Source organism: Dietzia lutea, assembly GCF_003096075.1.
In the GTDB taxonomy this organism is placed as follows: Bacteria; Actinomycetota; Actinomycetes; order Mycobacteriales; family Mycobacteriaceae; genus Dietzia; species Dietzia lutea.
The window spans coordinates 2,456,538-2,479,513 of the sequence record NZ_CP015449.1; the positions used below are offsets into that span (position 1 = coordinate 2,456,538).

At 71.5% G+C, this 22,976-nt stretch carries 16 protein-coding genes; 5 read left to right on the forward strand and 11 right to left on the reverse strand.

Features of this window, described 5'->3' with window-relative positions:
• Positions 1–34: 34 nt before the first annotated feature.
• The 3 genes from A6035_RS11190 to sucC all read right to left on the reverse strand — a co-directional run bounded on the left by A6035_RS11190 (position 35) and on the right by sucC (position 3,867).
• Positions 35–1,648, reverse strand: a complete 1,614-nt coding sequence (locus A6035_RS11190) for a cell division protein PerM (protein ID WP_244192416.1) — start codon at positions 1,646–1,648, stop codon at positions 35–37.
• A gap of 128 nt (positions 1,649–1,776) precedes the next feature.
• Complete coding sequence (sucD, locus tag A6035_RS11195) at positions 1,777–2,679, reverse strand: succinate--CoA ligase subunit alpha (RefSeq protein ID WP_108847847.1); 903 nt, start codon at positions 2,677–2,679, stop codon at positions 1,777–1,779.
• Between the two features lie 21 nt (positions 2,680–2,700).
• Positions 2,701–3,867, reverse strand: coding sequence for an ADP-forming succinate--CoA ligase subunit beta (sucC, locus tag A6035_RS11200; protein WP_108847848.1), 1,167 nt, complete (start codon positions 3,865–3,867; stop codon positions 2,701–2,703).
• 412 nt (positions 3,868–4,279) lie between these two features.
• Here sucC and A6035_RS11205 point away from each other — a divergent pair, with 412 nt between their 5' ends.
• Positions 4,280–5,068, forward strand: a complete 789-nt coding sequence (locus A6035_RS11205) for a M23 family metallopeptidase (RefSeq protein WP_108847849.1) — start codon at positions 4,280–4,282, stop codon at positions 5,066–5,068.
• 6 nt (positions 5,069–5,074) lie between these two features.
• On the opposite strand, the gene A6035_RS11210 is transcribed toward A6035_RS11205, so the two are convergent.
• The 3 genes from A6035_RS11210 to A6035_RS11220 all read right to left on the reverse strand — a co-directional run bounded on the left by A6035_RS11210 (position 5,075) and on the right by A6035_RS11220 (position 9,766).
• A complete protein-coding gene (locus A6035_RS11210) occupies positions 5,075–5,662 on the reverse strand; it encodes a TetR/AcrR family transcriptional regulator (RefSeq protein ID WP_108849242.1) in 588 nt (195 codons plus the stop codon).
• Positions 5,663–5,812: 150 nt separating this feature from the next.
• On the reverse strand, positions 5,813–8,299 hold the full coding sequence (locus tag A6035_RS11215; protein WP_108847850.1) for a UvrD-helicase domain-containing protein: 2,487 nt from the start codon (positions 8,297–8,299) through the stop codon (positions 5,813–5,815).
• A 42-nt stretch (positions 8,300–8,341) separates the two neighbouring features.
• Positions 8,342–9,766, reverse strand: a complete 1,425-nt coding sequence (locus A6035_RS11220) for an alanine/glycine:cation symporter family protein (RefSeq protein ID WP_459543817.1) — start codon at positions 9,764–9,766, stop codon at positions 8,342–8,344.
• Positions 9,767–9,824: 58 nt separating this feature from the next.
• Here A6035_RS11220 and A6035_RS11225 point away from each other — a divergent pair, with 58 nt between their 5' ends.
• Entirely contained in the window at positions 9,825–10,106 is a 282-nt protein-coding gene (locus A6035_RS11225) for a chorismate mutase (RefSeq protein ID WP_061229061.1), read from the forward strand.
• 9 nt (positions 10,107–10,115) lie between these two features.
• Here the strand turns inward: A6035_RS11225 and A6035_RS11230 are convergent, their stop codons facing one another.
• The gene (locus A6035_RS11230) at positions 10,116–10,811 is read right to left on the reverse strand and encodes a DUF5701 family protein (protein ID WP_108847852.1); all 696 of its coding nucleotides are present in this window, start codon (positions 10,809–10,811) and stop codon (positions 10,116–10,118) included.
• A 51-nt stretch (positions 10,812–10,862) separates the two neighbouring features.
• On the opposite strand from A6035_RS11230, the gene pgi reads away from it, so the two are divergent.
• Positions 10,863–12,521 (forward strand): glucose-6-phosphate isomerase, encoded by a 1,659-nt coding sequence (pgi, locus tag A6035_RS11235; protein WP_108847853.1) that lies wholly within the window; start codon positions 10,863–10,865, stop codon positions 12,519–12,521.
• A 284-nt stretch (positions 12,522–12,805) separates the two neighbouring features.
• On the forward strand, positions 12,806–14,698 hold the full coding sequence (locus A6035_RS11240; RefSeq protein ID WP_244192417.1) for an HNH endonuclease: 1,893 nt from the start codon (positions 12,806–12,808) through the stop codon (positions 14,696–14,698).
• Between the two features lie 40 nt (positions 14,699–14,738).
• Here A6035_RS11240 and A6035_RS11245 read toward each other — a convergent pair whose 3' ends face one another.
• The 4 genes from A6035_RS11245 to A6035_RS11260 form a co-directional block, all read right to left on the reverse strand.
• Entirely contained in the window at positions 14,739–15,494 is a 756-nt protein-coding gene (locus tag A6035_RS11245; protein ID WP_108847855.1) for an SDR family oxidoreductase, read from the reverse strand.
• On the reverse strand, positions 15,491–16,366 hold the full coding sequence (locus A6035_RS11250) for a DNA-formamidopyrimidine glycosylase family protein (RefSeq protein WP_108847856.1): 876 nt from the start codon (positions 16,364–16,366) through the stop codon (positions 15,491–15,493). The genes A6035_RS11245 and A6035_RS11250 overlap by 4 nt, the downstream gene beginning before the upstream one ends.
• Before the next feature lie 3 nt (positions 16,367–16,369).
• Positions 16,370–17,326 carry a cation diffusion facilitator family transporter gene (locus A6035_RS11255; protein ID WP_108847857.1) on the reverse strand — a complete coding sequence of 319 codons (957 nt, stop codon included), beginning with the start codon at positions 17,324–17,326 and terminating at the stop codon, positions 16,370–16,372.
• Positions 17,327–17,396: 70 nt separating this feature from the next.
• A complete protein-coding gene (locus A6035_RS11260; RefSeq protein ID WP_108847858.1) occupies positions 17,397–22,118 on the reverse strand; it encodes an ATP-dependent helicase in 4,722 nt (1,573 codons plus the stop codon).
• 96 nt (positions 22,119–22,214) lie between these two features.
• On the opposite strand from A6035_RS11260, the gene A6035_RS11265 reads away from it, so the two are divergent.
• Positions 22,215–22,955 carry a 3'(2'),5'-bisphosphate nucleotidase CysQ gene (locus A6035_RS11265; RefSeq protein WP_108847859.1) on the forward strand — a complete coding sequence of 247 codons (741 nt, stop codon included), beginning with the start codon at positions 22,215–22,217 and terminating at the stop codon, positions 22,953–22,955.
• Positions 22,956–22,976 lie beyond the last annotated feature (21 nt).

Below are 22,976 nucleotides of genomic sequence, written 5' to 3' on the forward strand. Positions count from 1 at the left end.
GGCCCGCCGGTCGCGCGGGCCTCGTCAGGGCAGTCTAGTCGGCCGGTCTCGGGTTCTCGTCAGGCAGACCGGCCGAATCGTCCTCGGCGGCCTCCTCGGCCGGCTCCTCGGGGGCCTCCCGGGCGTCCCCGGCGACCTCCTCGGTGTCCCCGGCCGGGCGTTCCGCGGGGCCCGACTCCTCGGCCGCGTCCTCCGCAGGCTCCTCGGCCGGCTCGCCCGCGACGGGCGGGTCCTCGGCCGCGGCCCCCGATGGCGGGTCCGCGTCCACCGCGGTGTCGGCGTCCGGGGCCCCGTCGAGGTCGGCCGACGCGTCCTCGGGGTGATCGGTGTCGGCTCCGAGATGATCGATCTCGTCGTCGTCGACCTTCCGGGCGTCGTCGTACCCGCCTGGGCGACCGTCCGCGTCGACGCCGGCCGGGGCGGTTACGTCGTCGGTCATTGTCCCCGCACGGCGGCGGCGACGCTCGAGCTCGCTCTCCGCGCGCTCACGGCGCCGCGTCAGACCCGCCAGGGACAGGGCGATGGTCGCCGACCCGATGATGCCGAACAACACCAGCCCCATGCCCGCCGCGATGAGCGACCCCGTGCCCACCGTGCCGAGCACACCGAGCTCGCCTCCGGCCACGACCGGGCTCAGCGCGATCACCAGCGCCACGATGGCGGCGGCCAGCCACGCCGCCTTCACCGCGTCGCCGGTCGTCCGGAACCAGTGCGCCACCGACCGCGCCAACGCCGCCGCCAGCACCACCGTCACCAGCAACAGCCCCTGCACCGCCCAGTGCGGGGTGGTGGTGGGCAGCACGGCCGCCAGCGGGACCTCCGGCATCGGGCCGCGCGACACCGCGAAGACGCTGTACGAGGCCTCGCCCAGATGCGCTTCCCCGCCCACGAGCAGGGACGCACCGCCGATCACCACGTTGGGCAGGTACGCCGCCGAGATCGCGGTGAGCGCGGCCGTCCCCACGAGATCCTTGCCGATCCCGAGCGCCGTCGCGACGGGCTCCCACGCGGCCACCAGACCGACCAGGACCAGCAGCGTCGCGACCGCCCAGGTCGCGGCGACGAACGCCGCCCCGAGGTGGATGCCCCCGCGGACCCACAGCGGCACGACCTCGCGCAGGTCACGCCGGAAGTACAGCCACACCCCCAGACCCGCCCCGACGATCGCCACGGCGGCTGTCCACAGCAGCGCCGACGGCAGGGACGACTCCCGCACCGCGAAGTCCGACGCCGCGGAGCCCACGAGCAGAGTCGCCAGACCGGTGAGCAGCAGACCCGCCACCGTCACGCCGGCCACCGCCGCTCCGGCCTCGCGCGCGCCCGGCTGCTCCACGTCCGCCAGCACCGCGCGCGTCTGCCGGGCCAGCACCGCCGCGTAGAGCACCGGCGGCAGCAGCGGGAGGAACCCCAACTCGATCGTGTCCACCACCAGTGGAACGCGGTTGAGCACCAGCCACTCCACGGCGACGACCGCGAACAACGAGTCGAACCCGTCGGAGGTGAACACCAGCCCCGCCAGGGTCAGCGCGGCCAACACGAGCACGGTCACGATGACGGGCAGCGCCGCGGCCGCCGCCGTCCACAACAGCGAACGGGCGCCCGCGGGAGACCGTCGGGCGGCGGGGCGGATGACGCGTGGGGGACTCACGCTGACCACCGTAGAGAGCCGGTCCGACATGCCCACCCCCGGCACGCCGCGACCCCCGCCATCCTCTTCGATGACGGGGGTCGCGGGAGCGCTCACACACGGCCGCCCCGTGGGCCGCCGCGGGTGGATCACATGGCGTCGAGGATGTCCTTGGCAAGCTGAGCGGTCTCGGACGGCGTCTTGCCGACCTTCACGCCCGCGGCCTCGAGGGCCTCCTTCTTGGCCTGCGCGGTGCCGGCCGAGCCGGACACGATCGCGCCGGCGTGGCCCATCGTCTTGCCCTCGGGGGCGGTGAAGCCCGCGACGTAGCCGACGACCGGCTTGGTGACGTTGGCCTTGATGTAGTCGGCCGCACGCTCCTCGGCGTCGCCGCCGATCTCGCCGATCATCACGATGACCTTGGTCTCCGGGTCGTTCTCGAAGGCCTCGATGCAGTCGATGTGCGTGGTGCCGATGATAGGGTCGCCGCCGATGCCGATGGCGGTCGAGAAGCCGTAGTCGGCCAGCTCGTACATCATCTGGTAGGTCAGGGTGCCCGACTTGGACACGAGACCGACCGGGCCCTTGCCGGCGATGTTGGCCGGGGTGATGCCGACCAGCGACTCACCCGGCGTGATGATGCCCGGGCAGTTGGGGCCGATGATGCGGGTCTTGCCGCCCTTGGCGAGGTTGTAGTTCCACGCGCTGGCGGTGTCCAGGACCGGGGCGCCCTCGGTGATGACCACGGCGAGCGGGATCTCCGCGTCCACGGCCTCGATGATGGCGTCCTTGGTGAACGGCGGCGGCACGAACAGGATCGTCGTGTCGGCACCGGTGGCCTCCATGGCCTCCTTCACGGAACCGAAGACGGGCAGCTCGATGTCGTTGCCGTCGGCGTCCTTGTGGGACACGGTCGTGCCGGCCTTGCGGGCGTTGACGCCGCCGACGATCTGGGTGCCGGCCGCGAGCATGCGCGCGGTGTGCTTGGTGCCCTCGCCGCCGGTGATGCCCTGGACGATGACCTTGCTGTCCTTGTTGAGGAAGATCGACATGTGTGTAAGGTCCTCTGTTTCTTACTTGGCGGCCAACTCGGCGGCCTTGTCGGCGCCGGAGTCCATGTTGTCGGCCAGGGTGACGAGCGGGTGGTTCGCCTCGGCGAGGATCTTGCGACCCTCCTCGACGTTGTTGCCGTCCAGACGCACGACAAGCGGCTTGTTGGCCTCGTCGCCCAGGATCTCCAGGGCCTTGACGATGCCGTTCGCCACCGCGTCACAGGCGGTGATGCCGCCGAAGACGTTGACGAACACGCTCTTGACCTGCTCGTCACCGAGGATGACGTCCAGACCGTTGGCCATGACCTCGGCCGAGGCGCCGCCACCGATGTCGAGGAAGTTGGCGGGCTTGACCCCACCGTGGTTCTCGCCCGCGTAGGCGACGACGTCGAGGGTCGACATGACCAAGCCGGCACCGTTACCGATGATGCCGACCTCGCCGTCGAGCTTGACGTAGTTGAGGTCGTTCTCCTTGGCCTTCTGCTCGAGCGGGTCCGTGGTGCCCGCGTCGGCGAAGTCGGCGAAGACCTCCTTGTGGCGGAACTCGGCGTTCTCGTCCAGCGTGACCTTGCCGTCGAGGGCGAGGATCTCGTCGTTCGGCGTGCGCACGAGCGGGTTGACCTCAACCAGCGAGGCGTCCTCATTGATGAACACCTCGTACAGCTTGGCGATGGTCACCGCGGCGGCGTCCAGCACCTCCTCCGGCAGGTGGCCGGCCTTAGCGATCTCGCGGGCCTTGGCCACGTCGACGCCCACCGTGGGGTCGATGTTGATCCTGGCGAGGCGGTCCGGAGACTCCTCGGCGACCTGCTCGATCTCGACGCCGCCCTCGACCGAACACATGGCCAGGTAGTTGCGGTTCGCACGATCGAGAAGGAAGGAGATGTAGTACTCCTCCGCGATGTCACTGGCCTCGGCGACCAGCAGCTTCTTGACGATGTGGCCCTTGATGTCCAGGCCCAGGATGTCCTCGGCCCGGGCTCGAGCCTCCTTGGCATCCTCCGCCAGCTTGACGCCGCCGGCCTTGCCGCGACCGCCGACCTTCACCTGCGCCTTGACGACGACAGGCTTGCCGATCTCGGCTGCGACCTTCTCGGCCTCTTCCGCGGTGTCCGCGACGCGCCCCGGGGTGGTGGGCACGTCATGCTTCGCGAAAAGAGCCTTTGCCTGGTATTCAAAGAGATCCATCAGCTCACCATCTTGACGTGGGTAGATTCGCCCGGCCCTGTTGTAAAGCCGAGTCCTGCCTCATCCTAGGCGCGCGGTGTGTCGCCCGTCGCACCCCGGGGGTATGCATGTGCACTGAATCACAGTGCACGACAGCCCGTGCGCGGCCCCCGCTGCCACTGGACCCCCTCGTGCGTCGTCGAGCCCCTTTAACCACACGAGTCACACCGATGTGATGCACCCCTCCCCCGGCGGGCGGCCACTGCCTTGCGGGGCTGTTGCCGGTCCGTTACCTTGGACGACGTTCATCACGAAAAGATCACGGCGCGACGACAGAGGGGAAACGACCACGGTGAGAGAGTCGCATCAGGAAGTAGCAGCGACTCCCGTCGTCATCCCTCCGGCCGGTGCGCATCGCGTCGGCCGCCACCGGATGCCCGCGCCGCCGACCGCCCTGCGTGGTCGCGCCGCCGTCCTGGCCGTGGCCGCGGGCGCGGCGGTCTCCGCCGCCTCGGCGGGCTCTGCACTCAACGCTACCGGCACCCACTCGGCCGAGGCCGGCGACATCGCTCTGCTTGCCAACGGGGAGCCGGCCCCCGCCACCACGAGCCCCGCGGCGCCCGGCACCTCCGCACCGGCGACCCCGTCGGCGCCCGAGCCGGTCGTAGTCCCCGCCTCTGTCGGCGACGCCGACACCGAGAGCATCCACTCCGCCATGCTCTACGCGGGAACGGAGATCAACGCGCAACGCGAGATCGCCGAGGAACAGGCGCGGCGACCGAAGATCTCCCTCCCCGCGTTCGGTGCGTTCACCTCGCCGTACGCAATGCGCTGGGGGACGATGCACACCGGCATCGACATCGCCAACGTCAACGGGACGCCGATCCTCGCCGCGACCGACGGCGTGGTGATCGACGCCGGGCCCGCGCAGGGCTTCGGCAACTGGATCCGCATCATGTCCGACGACGGCACCATGACGGTGTACGGGCACATGGAGAGCCTCGACGTCCAGGAGGGTCAGCGCGTGTACGCCGGCCAGAAGATCGCCGGGATGGGCAACCTCGGGTTCTCGACGGGCACCCACCTACATTTCGAGGTCCTGATCAACGGCGGCAAGGATCACATCGACCCGGTTGTGTGGCTGGCCCAGCACGGTCTCGATCTGGCGACGGGCAGCCTCGCCGGCTCCCCCGACCACGCCCACGGCTCGCTCGGTAGTTGAGCCCGCCTACCGGGCCCGCGTCCCGGTGAGTAGCAGGTCGACCAGCGCGTCCACCTCGGAGGTGCCCATCGGACGCCGCATCGCCAGGGGCGTGAAGACGATCGGCACGAGGAGTGTGTCGATCACCGTCCGCGGGTCGAGACCCTCGGCGACCTCGCCATTCTCCGCGGCCACGTGCACCAATTGATGCCATGACTCCATCGCCGGCCGCCACTGCTCCAGCACCGTCTGGTTGAACTCCGGATGTTGGCCGCCCGCCATGATCGCGGCGATCGCGACCTCGACCGGACCCGCGGCGAACTCCGCGAGCCGGTGCGCGAGCGCCCGGAGATTCTCCTCCCACGAGCCGACGGCATCGACGACCGGCGCCCGCCGCACATGGGTCCGCAGGGCCTCGACGAGCAGATCGTGACGCGTCGGCCACCACCGGTAGACCGTCCGCCGACCCACGCCCGCTCGCGCCGCGACATCGACGACGCTGAAGGTCAGTCGCCCCTCGGCAAGGAAGGCGAGCGTCGCCTCCCCCACCGCCTGACGCACCTTCTCACTGCGCCCGCCTGCGCGTACCCGTACCCGCCCGTTCGCAGTGTCCACCAGGCCCACCCCCGTCACTCACGGCCCCCGCCGCGGGTTGATAAGAGAGTTTACATAGTGTGTGGAAACAACATGTGTAATCAGTAGATTCGGCTGGGAGCCGGACGACGGCCCTGCCCGGGCCGGGATCGTCCGGCCGGCCCGCCTGTGTCAGAGCTTCTGCATGGGGACGCCCCCGATGAGCATGAGCCGCACCTTCCCGGAGGCGCCGAAGTCGATCGTCGCCGTGGCGCGCGGCCCGCTGCCGTCGCAGGAGAGCACCTTGCCCAGGCCGTACTTGTCGTGTGTGACCCGGTCGCCCGGTGCCAGCTCCAGCGCGGGCGCGGACGGCTTCGCGCGCGGGATCCCGGGCGACCGTCCACCGGAGCCGCCGCCGGAGCCGTAACCACCGGAGCCGCCGCCGGAGCCGTAACCACCGGAGCCGTAACCACCAGAGCCGCCGCCGAAGCGCCGCCGCGGGGCATACGAGTCGTCGTCCCCGAACCCCGCTCCGCCGGCCGGCTCCTCGCGCTGCCACTCGATCGCCTCGGAGGGGATCTCCTCCAGGAACCGCGACCCCGGGTTGGTCATGGGCTGGCCCCACGACGAGCGCATCATCGCCCGCGTCAGGTACAGCCGCCGCCGGGCGCGGGTGATGCCCACGTAGGCTAGCCGCCGCTCCTCCGACAGCTCCGCGGGATCGCCCAGCGCCCGCATGTGCGGGAAGAGTCCGTCCTCCATGCCGATGAGGAACACCACCGGGAACTCCAGGCCCTTGGCGGTGTGCAGGGTCATGAGCGTGACCTGCCCCTGGTCGTCGTCCGGGATCTCGTCGGCGTCGGCCACCAGCGACACCCGCTCGAGGAACGCCGCCACCGACCCCGGCTCGGCCAGACCCTCGTCCAGGTCGGGGTCCGCGTCGGCCTCCTCCACGAAGCCCTGCTCGCGCGCGGAGCGCTGCAGCGCGGCCTCCGACGAGAACTCCCGGCCCACGCCCACCAGCTCGTTGAGGTTGTCGAGGCGCGCCGCGTCCTGCGGATCGTTGGACGCCTCCAGCTCGGCGCGGTAGCCGGTGCGCTCGAGCACCGCCTCCACGAGCGCGCCCACGTCGGGCGCGGAGTCGTGCCCGCCGGCGTGGTCGTCCCCGTCGAGGCGCCCGCGCAGGTCGTCGAGCATCTCGACGAACCCGGCGATCGCCTTGACCGAACGCGTCGGCAGCAGCGAGACCTTTCCCTCCGCCGCGTCGCGCAGGGCCTGCGCGAAACCGATTCCGCGCTGCTCGGCGTGGACCACGACGCACGCCTCGGCCCGGTCGCCGATGCCACGTCTCGGGGTGTTGAGGATGCGCCGGATCGCCACCGCGTCGTCCGGGTTGTTGAGCACCTTGAGGTAGGCGACCACGTCGCGCACCTCCTTGCGCTCGTAGAACCGCGTGCCGCCGACGACCTTGTACGGCAGGCCGAGCCGGACGAACACGTCCTCGATCACGCGGGACGAGTTGTTGGTCCGGTAGAACACCGCGACGTCGGAGTAGGACGCCTCGCCCGAGTCCACCAGCCGGTCGATCTCGCCGGCGATGAACCGCGCCTCGTCGTGTTCGTTGTCCGCGACGTACCCCACCAGCAGCTCGCCGGCGCCCTCGGCGGTCCACAGGTTCTTCTCGCGCCGCCCGGCGTTACGCGCGATCACGGCGTTGGCGGCCGACAGGATGGTCTGCGTGGACCGGTAGTTCTGCTCCAAGAGGATGGAACGGGCGTCCGGGTAGTCGTGCTCGAAGTCCTCGATGTTCCGGATCGTGGCCCCGCGGAACGCGTAGATCGACTGATCCGCGTCACCCACCACACAGAGTTCGGCCGGGGGCACGCCCACCTCGTCGTCGTCGGACGCCGTGCCGCCCACGAGGGTGCGGACCAGGACGTACTGCGCGTGGTTGGTGTCCTGGTACTCGTCCACCATGACGTGACGGAACCGCCGCCGGTAGTACGCGGCGACCTCGGGGTGCGCGCGCAACAGGGCGACGGTCTTACCGATGAGATCGTCGAAGTCGAACGCGTTGGCCGCCTGCAGCCGCGCCTGGTACTCGGTGAACACGGCCGCCACGGTCTGCGCGGTGCGATCCGAGTCCTCGAGCGCCCGGTCCATGGCCTCGGCCGGGTCGCGCAGCTCGTTCTTGTGGGTGGAGATGGCCGAGGCGAGCATGCGCGGGGTGAACTTCTTGACCTCGAGCTGCTGCTCCTTGGCGATCATCCCCAGCAGCCGCCGGGAGTCGTCCGAGTCGTAGATCGTGAAGTTCGAGTTGCGGGTCCCGAGCAGTGCCGACTGGGCCCGCAGGATGCGCACGCAGATCGAGTGGAAGGTGGCCACCCACATCCGCTCGGCGTGCGGGCCGACCAGCGCCGCGACCCGCTCCCGCATCTCGGCCGCGGCCTTGTTGGTGAACGTGATGGCCAGGATCTGGCCCGGGTGGGCGCCGCCCTCGGCCAGCAGGTAGGCGATCCGCCGGGTGAGCACGCTGGTCTTGCCCGACCCCGCGCCCGCGACGATAAGCAGCGGGCCGCCGCGGTGTGTGACCGCGGCGGCCTGCTGTGGGTTGAGCCCGTCCAGGAGGGCCGAGTGGGGCGAATGCTGGCGGGCGGGGGCGGAGGCGGTGTCGGTCATCGTGGGGTCCAATCTACCCACCGGGTCCGACACAGCCCGGTGTCAGCGCGTGCGGGCCCCCATGAACTCCTCGACCTGGGAGGAGGTGGCGTTCAGGCCGGGGTCGTTGTCCAGGTAGTGACGCGTCTCGCGCACGATCAGCCCGGACAGCACGAGCAGGCCGATGAGGTTGGGGATCGCCATGAGGCCGTTCATCACGTCGGCGAAGTTCCACACCACCTCGAGCTCGGTGACGGCGCCGATGAACACCACGCAGGTGAAGACCATGCGGTACGGGATGACGCCGCGCGCGCCCACGAGCCGCTCCATGCACCGCTCGCCGTAGTACGACCAGCCGAGGATGGTGGAGAAGGCGAAGAACGCGATGGACACCGCGACGAGCTTGTCGCCCTCAGGGATCGCGGAGGCGAAGGCGTCGGCGGTCATCGTGCCCGCGTTGTCGCTGCCCCCCTGCCACACGCCGGTGGTGACCAGGACCAGGCCGGTGAAGGTGACGACGATGATGGTGTCGATGAACGTCTGCGTCATCGAGACCAGGCCCTGCCGGGTGGGGTGGGTGGTCCGGGCCGCCGCGGCCGCGATCGCAGCCGAGCCCATGCCGGACTCGTTGGAGAAGATGCCGCGGGCGACGCCCATCTGGATGGCGTACAGGATCGCGGAGCCGGCGAAGCCGCCGACCGCGGAGGTGCCGGTGAAGGCGTCGGAGAAGACCAGGCCGAACGCCGCCGGGATCTGATCGGCGTTGACGACCAGCACCACGAGCCCGCCGACGATGTAGAGCAGGATCATGAGCGGGACGAACCCGGCGGTGACCCGCCCGATGGCCTTGATGCCGCCGAGGAGCACGGCGCCCGTGAGGACGAAGAGGATGATGCCCGTGGTCACCGGCGAGACGTCGAACGAGTTCTCCAGCTGGGTCGCCACGGCGTTGCCCTGGGTCATGTTGCCGATGCCGAAGCTCGCCAGGACGGCGAACACCGCGAACACGATCGACAGGATCAGGCCGACCCTCGCGCCGGACCGTCCGAAGATCTCGGCGAAACCGCGGTGCAGGTAGTACTGCGGGCCGCCGGACTGCTCGCCGCGGGCGTCGGTGACGCGGAACCGGACGCCCAGGAACGCCTCCGAGTACTTGGACGCCATGCCGACGAGAGCGGTGACCCACATCCAGAACAGCGCGCCCGGCCCGCCCAGGGCGAGCGCGGTGGCCACGCCGACGATGTTGCCGACGCCGACCGTGGCCGCCAGCGCCGTGGTGAGCGCCTGGTACTGCGAGATGTCGCCCTCGCCGCCGTCGTCGTTCCGCTTGAGCAGGCCGAGCCGCAGCGCCGGGCCGAGCTTGCGGAACTGCAGCACCCGCAGCCGGATGGTGAGGAACAGACCGGTGCCCAGCAGCAGCGGGATGAGGACGAACGGTCCCCAGATCACCGATCCGATGTCGGCGAGAAACGTGTTGAATTCTTCCACGGGCGCAAACATTAGACGGTTGTTCGGTCACTCCGGGGCGCAGTGGGATAATTCACTTATGAGCACCGACCCCGCCGGCACCGACGACCCGTTGTCCGAGGCCGAGATCCAGGAACTGCGGCTGGAGATCGACCGTCTGGACGCCGAGATCCTGGACGCCATCACCCGCCGCAGCGAGATCTCCCGCCGCATCGGCCGCACGCGTATGCAGTCGGGCGGCACCAAGCTCGTGCACACGCGCGAACTCAAGGTCTACGAGCGCTTCGCGTCCCTCGGCGAGGAGGGTCAGACGCTCGCCGGGATGCTCCTGCGCCTGGGCCGCGGTCGCCTGGGGTACTAGGCGACCCGCCTACTGAACGGGTCCCCACCTGACGGACGTCGAGGCGAAGCCCAGCCACGTGTGGTGGTTGCCCGCCCAGCACCAGCCCACCTTGGGCGCGCCCCTGTTCTCCTTGCCGTCGCGACCGGTGCCGCCGCTGATCCACAGCGCGGGCGTGCGGGAGTCCAGCCCGCCGGTCGGCTTGGGCTTGCGCGAGCCGATGCACATGAAGCACGCGCCCGGCTCGAGCGCGTCGGGCTGCTGCAGGACCCAGCTGATCCCCTCGGAGACGGTGAGCGGGGTCCTGCCCCGCGCCGCGAGCTCGGCGTGCGCGTCGGTGGGAGCCCGGTCCAGCATGTCGTCGCCGCGAGTGACGTCGTCGAGAAGGTACAGCGGCGCGTCGGGGACGGTGATGTCGTCGGTGGGTGTGAAGTCGGCGAGGTCGGTCATGTCGACGACGACGAAGCCCGCCTTCCCGTCGCGGCGCATGCGGGCGGCCAGTCGCGTGGCCGACAGGAGTGCGGGGTGGACGGCCAGCACGGCTCCGCCACCGTCCCGCCCGTCACCGGGTCCGGCGGCCAGCGCGCGGGCGTGGTCCCGCAGCTGATCGGCACTGATCCCGGCAAGCTCCGGTACGCCGAGTGTGACGAGTCGCTCGGCCTGCGCGGCAACGGAGGAGGCGACGGAGGATGCCGTTGTGGAGACGGGTGAAGTTACGCGGGTCACATCCCCTGAACCGTCGGCGGCGCGTTCATATTCCCGGCTAATCTCGCAGCCATGACCGACATCAGCACGACGGAACAGTGGGCAGCGGTCGAGGGTCTGGTCCCCTCGATCGGCGAGGTGACGTTGCGCGAGTTGTTCGACGCCGATCCAGAACGCGGTCGCCGGATGTCGGTCACTGCGGGCGACCTGCACGTGGACCTGTCCAAGCACCTGGTCACCGACGAGGTCCTGCACGCCCTCACCGAACTGGCCCACGCCGCCAGGTTGCCGGCGCAGCGGGCGGCCATGTTCCGAGGCGACCGCATCAACACGACCGAGGACCGGTCCGTCCTCCACACGGCGCTCAGGCTCCCGGCCGATGCCGAGCTCGTCGTCGACGGCTCCGACGTGGTGGCCGACGTCCACGCGGTCCTGGCGCGCATGACGGATCTCGCCGACCGCGTCCGCTCGGGCGAGTGGACCGGGCACACGGGCGAGCGGATAGACACGGTGGTCAACATCGGCATCGGCGGCTCGGACCTCGGCCCGGTAATGGTGGACGCCGCGCTGCGCGAGCTCCAGACCGCCGGGATTCGCGCGCGCTACGTCTCGAACGTCGACCCCGCGGACCTCACCGCCACCCTCGCCGAGATCGACCCGGCCACCACGCTGGTGGTGGTCGCCTCCAAGACGTTCACGACGCAGGAGACCATGGCCAACGCGCACGCGGCGCGGCGGCACTTCATCGAGGCCCTGGGGTCGGAGGACGCGATCGCCTCGCACTTCGTCGCCGTGTCGACCGCCGCGGACAAGGTCTCCGACTTCGGCATCGCCCCGGACAACATGTTCGGTTTCTGGGACTGGGTCGGCGGCCGCTACTCGGTGTCCTCCGCGATCGGGCTGTCGGTGATGATCACGGCGGGCCCGCCGGCGTTCGTCGAGATGCTCGAGGGCTTCCACACCATGGATCTGCACTTCGCCACCGAGGCGCCCGAGCACAACGCGCCGGTCCTCATGGCCCTGCTGGGGATCTGGTACACGTGCTTCCTCGGCGCGCAGTCCAAGGCCGTCATCCCCTACGCCCAGGACCTCCTGCGCTTCCCCGCCTATCTGCAGCAGCTCACCATGGAGTCCCTCGGCAAGTCCGTGCGCCTCGACGGTTCCGACGTCACCTACCCCACCGGCGAGGTCTACTGGGGCGAGCCCGGCACGAACGGTCAGCACGCCTTCTTCCAGTTGCTCCACCAGGGCACGCAGCTCGTGCCCGTCGACTTCATCGGCGTGGCGCGGCCGGCCGCGGACCTGGACGCCGACGTCCCCGGCGCGGCGGAGCCCGTCTCGATGCACGACATGCTCATGGCCAACCTCTTCGCCCAGTCGCGGGTGCTGGCGTTCGGCAAGACCGAGGAGGAGGTCCTCGCCGACGGCGTCGACCCCGCCCTCGCCCCGCACAAGGTCATGCCCGGCAACCGGCCCTCGACGACGATCCTCGCGCCGTCCCTGTCCCCGAGCGTCGTGGGCCAACTCATCGCGCTGTACGAGCACATCGTGTTCACCCAGGCGGCGATCCTCGGCATCAACGCGTTCGACCAGTGGGGCGTGGAGCTGGGCAAGGCGCAGGCCGGTGAACTGCTCTCCGCCCTCACCGCCGAGGCCCACCGCGAGCCGGGCTTCGACTCCTCCACGGACTCACTCGTCGAGATCTACCGAGAGGCCCGCGGCCGGCGCTGAGGCCCTCCCAGCCGGCGACGCCGTGGGCCCGCCGTCCCAGCCAACCGGCACCGTCCTAGCTCGCACCGTCGCGGCCCACGCCGGCCCGCGGACCCTTTCCCCCGCCACCAGCAAGTCCTGTTCGCCGCCCTCTTTCACCGCCCACAATCCCTCGACGCACTGTCGCCGCCGTCGCCGTCGACTGATACGTACTCCTTGTGGTGTCGAACACGTGCACGTAGAATAGAACACACATTCGAGATGAGCGGCGGCATCGCCGCACAGTCGACCACGGGGGGTGGGGCATGGACGGCGACACCGGGCGCACGACCGGCGGCCCCGCGTCCCCTTCCGGCTCTGCTGACTCATCCGGCTCTGCCGACTCGTCCGGCCCCGCCGGCCCGTCCGGTGCTTCGGCGTTGACGGGCTTGACGGCGGCGGCGCGTGAGGGCTGGGCGGCAGAGAACCGCGCCGCCGCGCAGCGCCTGGTCGCCTGCTACGCCCTGCTGCAGGAATGCTGGCGCGAGTACGGGCACGGTATCGACGGCAGCCACGAGGCCCGCCCCGGCCACGCTGTTGTTGACGGCCTTGTCGCCGCCGCCGGGTATGTGGTGGCGGCGATGTCGATCTCCGCTAGGCGCGCGGAGAAGATGCTGTCCTTCTCGTGGGAGCTGCACACCCGCTACCCGGCGATCCTGGAGGCGATGGCCGCCGGCCTGATGGAACAACGCGTCGCCGAACTGCTCGCCCGGCAGATGTCCACCGTCCGCGGCGATGTTCTCGAGCAGATCCAGCGCCAGGCCGTCGAGGACTACCTGGGCGGCGTCGCCGCCGGTATCCGTCTGGGCGACAAAGCCCTGCGCGATGAGATCGACGCCGTCATCGGCCGCCACGACCCCGACGCCATCCGCCTACGCAAAGAAGACGCCAGCCGCGCCCGCGGCGTGCGCATCGGCAAAGGCGTCGACGGCATGTCCAGCGTCTCCGCGTTGTTGGCGACCGAGGAAGCCGCCGTGCTGGCCGAGGCCCTGGATCAGCGGGTCGCCGAACACGACGCCGCCGACGCAGGCGCAGCCGCCGCCCAGGCCGCGGCGCGGGACGCCGACCCCGACACCGACCCGGACGCCCCGGCCGAACCCGAGCCGCACTACTCCAAGGCCGAACGCCGCGCCGACGCCCTGATGTCCCTGATCTGCGGCGACACCCCCACCCACCCAGGCACCGACACCGATGACGCCGACGGCGGTCCCGCGGGCGCGCCGAGTCGCCCGGGCGGCCCGAGCGCCCCCACCGGCCGCAGCGGCAATGGCGGCGGTCAGGCTCCGGTGCTGCGGCCGAAGGTCACCGTCATCGCCACCGGCAACAACGGCCGCGACGAACACGGCGCGCGAGTGGAGTTCACCCGCACCGGCGAGGCCGCCCTGCAGACCCTGCTGGAAATGCTCGCCACCTCAGATGGCGCCTCGTTCGAGCAGGTCGACCCCCGCATCGGCGCCGCCGACGACACCAGCGCCGCCCTGAAATACCGGCCCGGCGCCGAGTTGGCGCGCCGGGTCCGGCTCCGCGACGGCACCTGCCGCCACCCCGGATGCGCGGTCCCCGCCGACGACTGCGATTTGGATCATGTGGTGCCGTTCAACCACGCCGACCCCGCAGGCGGCGGCCACACAGTCGAGGCCAACCTGGTGAGCCAGTGCCGGCGCCACCACCGGTTCAAAACCTTCTCCGACTGGACCTACCAACTCCACCCCGACGGCACCCTGATCGTGACCACCCCCGACGGCACCACCATGCTCACCCGACCCGACGGACCCCTGGCCCAATACCGGCGCGAGCACCAACGCGACGAAGCCGACGCCTGGGCGCGTCAACAACGCCGCAACCCCGCCCCCGTCTTCGGGGCCGGGATCCTCGACGAGGCGACCTACTTCGCCCGCCGCGCCCAGCGCCTGGCCCGCGAACGCGCCCGCGCCACGGCCCGCAACACCACCGACGCCGGCACCACACCAACCGAGCCCACCGCCGACACCACCCCAGGCCCGGACTCGATCTCTGCCACGCGCGAACGGATGACCCCCGCCGCGGCCAGCCGCTGGTGGCAACGCAACAAACCCACCGACAGCGCCCTGGAAAAAGCCATCCTCCACGCCCTCCACGCCCACCTCGACGAACTCCTCCAACCACCACCACCCTTCTGAGGCGGAGGAAGTGCGAGCCCGAGAGGATTCCCCGGCGACCTCAGACGAAGCGGCGGCTGACCTTCTCCGGAAGCAGCGTGAGCAGCGGGCCGATCGCCTTCCACGGCTTGGCCGGGACGAGCGCGCGGACAGGCTCCGCATCGATGGTCTTGACCAGCGCATCGACGCCCTCGTCGAACTCCGTCATCAACGCGGTCTTCACCGACCGGTTGATGTCCGTGCGGATGTAACCGGGCAGAATGTCGGTCACCTTGATGCGGCTTCCGGCGCTGTCCAGCTCGGCGTACATCCCCTGAGCCAGGGCCGAGACGAACGCCTTGGTGGCGCCGTACGTGTTCTGCGCCTTGGGCATCCCTCGCAGCGAGCTCACCGACGAGATGAACACCAGGTGCCCCTCGCCGCGAGCGAGCAGCAATTGAGTCGCCGCCTCGGCCTGGTTGAGAGTGCCGATCACGTTCACCATCGCGGTCTCGCGATTGGCGTGCGCCTTGCCCGTGCCGATCGAGGCGCCCTTGCCCAGCCCGGCGTTGAGCACGAACCTGTCGATCCCGCCGAGCTCGGCGTCGAGCTCGCCGAAGACCCGCTCCACCGCATCCCCGTCGGCCACGTCAAGCTCGCGGGCGGCGACGGTGATCGACGGGTTGGCGGCCACCAGCTCGGCGCGCAGCTCCTCGAGGCGGTCGAGACGCCGCGCGCACAGTGCCAGATTCTTCCCCTGCGCCGCCCAGCGGCGGGCCATTCCCTCGCCGAGTCCGGAGCTGGCCCCGGTGATCAGGATCGTCTTGCGGTCGGTCACGAGTTCTCCTCCGTTGGCGATGCGCCCAGTGTGGCACGTCGCGGCTGGCAGGACGGGCAACGGTACGCGATGCGATCGAGCGAATCACTCGGCTCATCGGGATTCGCGAGGCCGCCTAGGCGGAAGGTCTCCACCTCGGTCCCGCATCGTCGGCACGGCTTGCCGTCGCGGCCGTACACCCACAACTCGCGGCCGCGCCGGGTCTCGCCCGTGGTCACCCGGACGACACGGTCGGCGTTGGCCACCAACATCTTGCGTGCGAGCCTCACTATCGCCGGGAGATCCCGGACCGTCTCGACGGGATCGCGCGGGTCCACTCCCCGCACGAAGCACAACTCGGCGCGGTAGACGGTGCCGATGCCCGCCAGATTGCTCTGGTCGAGAAGGGCCTCGCCGATCGTGCGGGTGGGACGCTCCTCGATGCGCCGCACGGCCTCGGCCACGCTGGCCACCGGATCCCAGTCGGCGCCGAGGAGGTCGGGCCCGAGGTGCTCCACGGCCTCGTCGGCTTCGGCGGGCGACAGGGCGCGCAGGAAACCGAGTTCGGTGCCCACCACCTCGACGTCGTCCGCGCGCAGGACGAGGCGGGCGGTGTGTGCGGGGAACCGCCACCTCTCCCCCGCGCGGAGCACGAGGATCCGGCCCTCCATCTTGAGGTGGAGGTGGAGGGTGACGGGGTCACGCCCCTGGTCGTCGGGTCCGATGTCGACGAAGAGGTGCTTGCCCCGCGACCGGGCCGCCTTCACGGTCCTACCGCGCAGGTCGACGGCCGCGAACCGCGGCACCCGGAGTTCGGCCCGGTCCAGGGTCCGCCCGGCGAGCGCGGCGTGTACCCGCGTGGCCGCGCGGTGGACCGTGTCTCCCTCGGGCACGGCTCACCACCCCAGTTCGCGGCAGCCGCCGACGCCGGCGGTCTCGATCTGCACGGTCACGTGCTCGATCCCGTGCTCGTCGAACAGGACACGCCTGGCGTCGTCGAGCACCTCGGCGTGGTCCGCCTCAGGGGCGACCACCAGGTGGACGGTCCCCACGTCCATCCCGGACGTAAGGGTCCACAGGTGGAGGTCGTGCACCTCCCTCACGTCGCGCAGGTCGCCGAGCCGGGCCTCGACCGCGACGGGCTCGACACCGGCCGGGGCGTGCTGGGCGAGGACGGCGAGCACCTGCCGGCCGAGCGCCACCGCGCGGACCACGATGAACACGGCGATCGCCACGGCCACCACGAGATCCCAGACCGTCGACCCGGTGGTGCGTATCAGCAGCGCGGCCGCGATCACCCCGACCGACCCGGCGGCGTCGGCGAGGACCTCGAGGTAGGCGCCGCGTACCGCGAGGCTCTCGTCGGATCCGCTACGGAGCAGCAGGAGGGAGATGACGTTGACGACCAGGCCGAGCACGCCGACGAGGAGCATCGTCCCGGTGGCGACGGCCGCCTCGGAGCCGAGGCGGCCGAGCGCCTCGACCAGGACGTAGACGCCCATTCCGAGCATGATGAGCACGGCGAGGCCGGAGGCGAAGATCTCCACGCGGTAGCGGCCGAACGTCCGGCGGCCGGTGGAGTCGGGGCGGGTCGCGATGATCGTCGCGAGAAGAGCCGCGCCGAGCGCGACGACGTCGGCCCCCATGTGGCCGGCGTCGGAGAGCAGGGCGAGGGAGCCGGAGACCAGGCCGGCGACCAGTTCGACGACGAAGAACGCCGCCGTCAGCGCGAACGCGATCGCCAGCCTGGCGCGGTGCCGTTCACCGGCATGTCCGGCGGGGCGGGCGAGTGTGTGTCCCGGGCCGTGACCGCCGTGTGCGCCGTGTGCACCGTGCGTGTGACCGACTCCCATCCGACGACCCTCTCTGATATATGCACCAATGCGCATATTCTAACCAGTAGGGCGCGGGGTCTCAAGGACGTCAGCGCCGGATACGGAGCCCCTTAGGCGTGATGCCGAAGCCCGCCGCCTCGAACGCGGCGGCGTGTGGCGAGCCGTGCACGGGCTCTCCGCCCAGCGTGGTCACGGTCAACGGCCCGACCGCTCCCGCGCGGACGGCGTCGACGAGCGCACCCGCGGCGAGAGGCACCGCACCGGTGCGGTCGTCGAAGACGAGGACGGTGCGTCCGCCGCGTTCCACGAACAGCACGCAGATCCCGTCGACCAGCACCACGAGAGCGCCCGCCTTCCGGCCGGGCCGGTGACCCGAGCCGCCCGCGACCGCCGCGGCGCCAGCGCTGGGGACGGCGGTCGGCCAGGGCAGCGCGGCGCCGTAGGGGTTGGCGGGGTCGGTGGCGGCGAGGACCCGGACGGTGGGTTCGTCGGTGCCGGAGGGCCAGTGGGCGTCGTCGGCGGTGTCGTCGAACGTGCGCAGTCGGTCGATGGTGTTGCCGGCCGCGAACTGCGCGGCGCCGAGGCCGTCGACGAAGTACCCGCGGCGACAGCGGCCCGAGTCCTCCATCTGCGCCAGCACCTTGTACACGGCGGCGAACCCGCCGGGTATCTCCTCGGCCTCGACCGCGCCCCGGGTGACGACGCCGTGGCGTAGCAGGAGGGTCTCGGCCCAGGCGTGCGCCCGCAGCGTGGCGTCGGTGATCGACTCCGGGACGAGGGACCAGCGGCCCGCCAGCACGGGTGGCGTCCTCGTCCCCGCGGCGACAGCACCGTTGAGCTGCGCCATCGCGGTGCGGCCGAACCGGGCGCGCCGTGGGCGGGCGGAGGCGCGGGGCGACCGGTGCGCGGTCCCCGACCCCGACGAGCCGCCGCCGGCGAGCACCGCGCGCAGCGGTGCGAGCGTGTCGTTGGTGACGACGCCGTCCCACACCAGGTCCCAGAGCGCGTCGCGCACCGCGGACTCGGTGACGGTCGGCGCGGTGTCAGTGGGCGCGGTGTCAGTGGGCGCGGTGTCAGTGGGCGCGGTGTCAGTGGGGACGGGGTCGGTGGGGGCGGTGAGTGCGTTCTTGACCGCGGTGACGATGTCGCGGAAGAACAAGGCTCCGCCGCGCAGGGAGTCGACGACGGCGAGGTGGACCGGCCCCTCCGGCTGCGGTCGCTCCAGGGGCAGGGTGGCGCCGGCGGAATCGGCCGGGTGCAGGGAGACCCAGCCGTCGCGGGATCCGGCACGTCCGCGCCCGCTCCAGATGACCTCTCCCCCGGCCAGGAGTTCGTCGAGCATCGCCGGGGAGTAGTCGCTCACCCGGGGCGCCAGGACGAGCGGTTCGAGGGCGGAGGCGGGAAGCGCGAGCCCGTCGAGTTGCTCGATCACCGCGAGCAACCCGTCGACGCCGGATTCGGCGCCACCCGAGCCCAGGCTCTGCCACCCGGGCAGGAAGCGGCCCAGCGCGGAGTGGGATACCGGCTCGATCTGCGAGCGCAGCGCGGCCAGTGACCGGCGGCGGATGTGGCGCAGCACCTCGGCGTCGCACCACTCGGGCCCCGTCGCGCCGGGGCGGAACTCACCGGCCAGCAGAGTGCCGGAGGAGGTGAGCCTGTCGAGCACGCCGCGAGCGACCGCCACGCCGAGTCCGAATCGCTCGGCGACCGCCTCGACCGAGAAGGGGCCGTGGGTGCGTGCGTAGCGGCGGATCAGCTCGCCCAGCGGGTCGTCGACGTCGCCGAGGAAGGCCGACGGCACGCCGGGCGGGGGCGGGACGCCGAGGCCGTCGCGGAGCCGGGCCACGTCCTCGACCCCGGCCCACCAGCTGCGGCCGGAGTGCTCCACCGGGACGATCCGCCACGTCCGGGCCAACTCGTCGAGCCAGCCCGGGACGGCGTCGGGATCGGCGGACCGTTCGGTGATCTCGTCGACGGTGAGCGGGCCGAGCAGCCGGAGCAGGTCGACCACCGCCTCGGCGTCGCGCGCCGCGCGCTCGGGCTCGAGGTGCTGCAGGCGTCGTTCGATCGAGTCGAGCACCGCTACGTCGAGCAGTTCGCGCAGCTCGACTCGGCCCAGCAGCTGACCGAGCAGGCCGGGATCGATGCTCAGTGCGGCGGCCCGCTTCTCGGCGAGCGGGGAGTCGCCCTCGTAGAGGAAGGCGCCGACGTAGTCGAAGAGGAGCGACTGGGCGAACGGCGAGGCGCCGGGCGTGTCCACCTCGACGATCCGCACGCTGCGCGACTCGATCTCCCCCAGCAGACGCTCGAGCGCGGGCACGTCGTAGACGTCCTGGAGGCACTCCCGCACCGCCTCGAGGATCATTGGGAAGTCCGGATAACTCCGCGCGACGTCGAGCAGCTGCGCGGACTTCTGACGCTGCTGCCACAGCGGGGCCCGTCGGCCCGGATCCAGTCGGGGGAACAGCAGGGCGCGCGCGGAACACTCGCGGAAGCGTGAGGCGAACAGCGCCGACCCGCCCACGTGCCGGGTCACCAGATCGACCGCCTCCTCCGCGCCGATCGCGAACGTCTCGGCTCCCGGGCGCGCGCCCCCCTCGCCGTCGTCACCCGTGTCGGGGACCCGGAGGATGATGCCGTCGTCGGACACCACCGGCACCGCGTCGAAGCCGTGCGCGGCGGCCAGCCGGGCGCGCACCGCCTCCGCCCACGGCCAGTGCACCCGCGCGCCGAACGGCGAGTGCAGCACGATCCGCCAGTCCCCCACCTCGTCGCGGAACCGCTCCACGACCAAGGTCGTGTCGCTGGGCACGTGGCCGGTCGCCTCGCGCTGATCGGCCAGGTACCGCCGGAGGTTTGCGGCGGCGTAGGCGTCGAGGCCGGCGGCGTCCAGGCGCGCGGTGACCTCCGCCTCCGACCCGGCCGACACCTCGCGCAGGAATCCGCCGAGCGCGCGGCCGAGTTCAGCGGGACGGCCCTGGTCGTCGCCCAGCCAGAACGGCAGCCGGCCCGTGCCGCCGGGCGCGGGAGAGACCAGCACGCGGTCGTGGGTGATCTCCTCGACGCGCCAGCTGGAGGCCCCGAGCGCGAAGACGTCACCGACCCGCGACTCGTAGACCATCTCCTCGTCCAGTTCGCCGACGCGGGTGGCCTTCTCCCCCACCATGAACACGCCGAACAGGCCGCGGTCCGGGATCGTGCCGCCGGAGGTGACGGCCAGCCGCTGGGCGCCGGGGCGGCCGGTGAGGGTGCCGGCGTCGCGGTCCCACACCAGCCGCGGTTTGAGCTCCGCGAAGTCCGCGGACGGGTACTTGCCGGCGAGCATGTCGAGGGTGGCCTCGAACGCCGACCGCGGCAGCCCGGCGTACGGGGCCGTGCGCCGGACGGCCGAGAACCACTCCTCCACGTCGATGGGCTCGAGCGCGCACGCGGCCACCGTCTGCTGCGCCAGCACGTCGAGCGGGTTGGCGATCACCGTGAGTCCCTCGATCGCGCCGGCGAGCATCCGCTCGACCGTCACCGCGCTGTGCACGAGGTCAGCGCGGTGCTTGGGGTAGACCACGGCCCGCGACACCTCACCGACCTGGTGTCCCGCGCGGCCCACGCGCTGCAGCCCCGAGGCCACCGACGGCGGGGACTCGACCTGCACGACCAGGTCCACCGCTCCCATGTCGATACCCAGCTCGAGCGAGGAGGTCGCCACCACCGCGCGGAGCCGGCCCGATTTGAGTGCGTCCTCGATGATCGCCCGGCGTTCCTTGGACACCGACCCGTGGTGGGCCATGGCCAGTTCCGGCGGCGCCCCGCGCGAGACCTCCGACGGCACCATGAGCTGCGCGGGCGGCCGGGCGGGGGGCTCGGGGAGCGACCCGGGGTCAGTGTCCTCGGCGTAGATCTCGTTGAGCCGGGCGGTGAGCCGCTCGGCCAGGCGCCGGGAGTTGACGAACACGATGGTCGAGCGGTGGGCGGCCACGAGGTCCACGACCTGACGCTCCACGTGCGGCCAGATGGAGCCCTGACCCGGCGTGCCGGGCGGCGCGGTGACCTCCGGGGCCGACGAGGACAGGTCCGCCATGTCCTCCACCGGCACGCGCACCGAGAGCTCGAAGCCCTTGTCCGACCCGGGCGCCACGATCGTGGTCGGCCGCTCCCCCGCGAGGAAGCGGGCGACCTCGCTGTGCGGCCGCACCGTCGCCGACAGCCCGACCCGCTGCGCGGGCGTGTCGAGCAGCTCGTCCAGCCGCTCGAGGCTCAGGGCGAGATGCGCCCCGCGTTTGCTGCCGGCGACCGCGTGGATCTCGTCGATGATGACCGTGTCCACCGTGGCGAGGGTCTCCCGCGCCGCGGAGGTGAGGAGCAGAAACAGCGACTCCGGGGTGGTCACGAGGATGTGCGGCGGCCGGGCGCGCTGGCGGCGACGCTCGTCCGGCGGGGTGTCACCGGTGCGGATCCCGACGGTGACGTCCGGCGTCGGCACCCCCATCGACGCGGCCTCGCGGGCAATGCCGGCGAGCGGCGCGCGCAGGTTGCGCTCGACGTCCACCGCGAGCGCCTTGAGCGGCGATATGTAGAGGACACGGGTGCCGGGGCCGGGGTCCGGCGCGCCGTCCCGGTCGCCCAGGAGCAACCCGTCGAGCGCGGCGAGGAACGCCGACAGGGTCTTGCCCGAACCGGTGGGCGCCACGACCAGGGTGTGCGATCCGCCGGCGAGCGCGGTCCACGCCCCCTCCTGGGCGGCGGTGGGCGCGTCGAACGCGCCTCGGAACCAGGAGGCGGTGGCCGGGTGGAACCGGTCCAGGGCGGCGGGCATGAACTCATGATGGCCTACGCCTACGACAGGGCGGCCTACGACGGGCTGGCCTACGACACAGGCCGCCGCGCGCCGCGTGCTCCGTAGAGTGAGGGCATGCGCGAACTCAGCGACCACGACCTGGCCCACCACCTCGCCACGGGTATCGGGGACATCGTCCGGGGCACCCGGGCCGGCGGGTTGCTGCACGGGCGGTCACTCGCGCGGGTCGCCAACGAGGTCGCCCAGAACTGGACCGACGAGGTGCTCGCGGTGCACCGGCCGGACGACGGCACCCTGTCGGAGGGCGTCACCGACGACCTGAGCCGCCTGGACAAGTCGCGCGTGTGGATCATCGACGTGATCGACGGGACCAAGGAGTTCTCGACCGGCCGCTCGGACTGGTCGGTGCACGTGGCGCTCGTGGTGGACGGCCGGCCCGCCCTCGCCTCGGTGGGTCTGCCCGACTCGGGCAGGGTGTTCCGGTCGGACCAGGTCGACCACGTCGACGGTCCCAGCTCCGGCACGATGGTGATCAGCCGCAACAACCCGCCGGCCGGCGTGCACGATATCGCCGACGAGCTCGGGCTGCGCGTGCGTCCGATGGGCTCCGCCGGGGCCAAGATGCTCTCGGTGCTGCTCGGCGACGCCGACGTCTATCTCCACGCCGGCGGGCAGTACGAGTGGGACCAGGCCGCGCCGGTCGCGGTGGCGCTGGCGTCCGGGTTGCACGCGTCCCGACCCGACGGCTCGCCGATCGAGTTCAACAAGTCCGACGCCCACTCCCCGGACATCCTCGTGTGCCGACCGGATCTCACGGAGAAGGTGCTGGCCGCCACGGCGGGCTGGTCGGTGTGAACGGAGTGGGTCGGTATGAGC

Coding starts and splice junctions, on each gene's coding strand:
- sucD (WP_108847847.1), bottom strand. CDS start 2,679: ATGTCGATCTTCCTCAACAAGGACAGCAAGGTCATCGTCCAGGGCATC.
- sucC (WP_108847848.1), bottom strand. CDS start 3,867: ATGGATCTCTTTGAATACCAGGCAAAGGCTCTTTTCGCGAAGCATGAC.
- A6035_RS11205 (WP_108847849.1), top strand. CDS start 4,280: ATGCCCGCGCCGCCGACCGCCCTGCGTGGTCGCGCCGCCGTCCTGGCC.
- A6035_RS11215 (WP_108847850.1), bottom strand. CDS start 8,299: ATGACCGACACCGCCTCCGCCCCCGCCCGCCAGCATTCGCCCCACTCG.
- A6035_RS11225 (WP_061229061.1), top strand. CDS start 9,825: ATGAGCACCGACCCCGCCGGCACCGACGACCCGTTGTCCGAGGCCGAG.
- pgi (WP_108847853.1), top strand. CDS start 10,863: ATGACCGACATCAGCACGACGGAACAGTGGGCAGCGGTCGAGGGTCTG.
- A6035_RS11240 (WP_244192417.1), top strand. CDS start 12,806: ATGGACGGCGACACCGGGCGCACGACCGGCGGCCCCGCGTCCCCTTCC.
- A6035_RS11255 (WP_108847857.1), bottom strand. CDS start 17,326: ATGGGAGTCGGTCACACGCACGGTGCACACGGCGCACACGGCGGTCAC.
- A6035_RS11260 (WP_108847858.1), bottom strand. CDS start 22,118: ATGCCCGCCGCCCTGGACCGGTTCCACCCGGCCACCGCCTCCTGGTTC.
- A6035_RS11265 (WP_108847859.1), top strand. CDS start 22,215: ATGCGCGAACTCAGCGACCACGACCTGGCCCACCACCTCGCCACGGGT.